Below are 689 nucleotides of genomic sequence, written 5' to 3'. Positions count from 1 at the left end.
TCCTCGAGCAGGGCCTCGAGCGTGACCATGCCGGCGCTCCCGCCGTACTCGTCGACGACCAGGGCGATCTGGTGCCCGGCGGTCGGTGGCCTCGGCGATGGTCTGGTCGTGGTCGAGCGTGGCCACGTCGAACCACGGCCGCATGGACTCGCGGAGGATCCGGCCCTGCGCGTCGAGGGCACTGCGGGCGATGCGCCGACCCTGTTCGTCGATGGCGCTGTGGTCGGACACCAGGCCGCGGAGCTCCTCGGTGCTCATCGACTCGCTGCGGGCGTCCGGGTCGCCGCCGAGCAGCCGGACGACCGCGTCCGTGCTCGCGGAGAGCAGCCAGATCACCGGACGCATGAGGACGGCGAAGCGCTCGAGGGTCGGGGCGACGGCCATCGAGAAGCCCTCGGCACGTTGCAGGGCCAGGCGCTTCGGCACCAGTTCGCCGAAGACGAGCGACAGGTAGGCGATGACGAGCGTCATCGCGACCAGGGCGACCGTCTCGGCCGTGGCCTGGGACAGCCCGAGGCCCTGGAAGAGCGGGGCCACGTCCGGGGCGATCGAGGACGCGCCGTACGCGGCGGAGAAGAAGCCGGCGACCGTCACGCCGATCTGCACGGCGGACAGGAAGCGGTTCGGGTCACGACCGAGTGCGGCGACGCGGGCGCCTCGGGTGCCGCGGTGCTCGAGCTGCTGGAGCT

The 689-nt window shown here is 72.4% G+C and carries 1 protein-coding gene; it reads right to left on the bottom strand.

What is annotated here, in order from left to right:
- The coding region (locus BIU98_RS08585; RefSeq protein WP_139200639.1) for a CNNM domain-containing protein at positions 1 to 689 on the bottom strand (689 nt) is incomplete at both ends.

Origin of the sequence: Curtobacterium sp. MMLR14_010 (genome assembly GCF_001865015.1) — a bacterium.
Classification (GTDB): Bacteria; Actinomycetota; Actinomycetes; order Actinomycetales; family Microbacteriaceae; genus Curtobacterium.
This window is presented reverse-complemented; position numbering and strand designations above follow the sequence as displayed.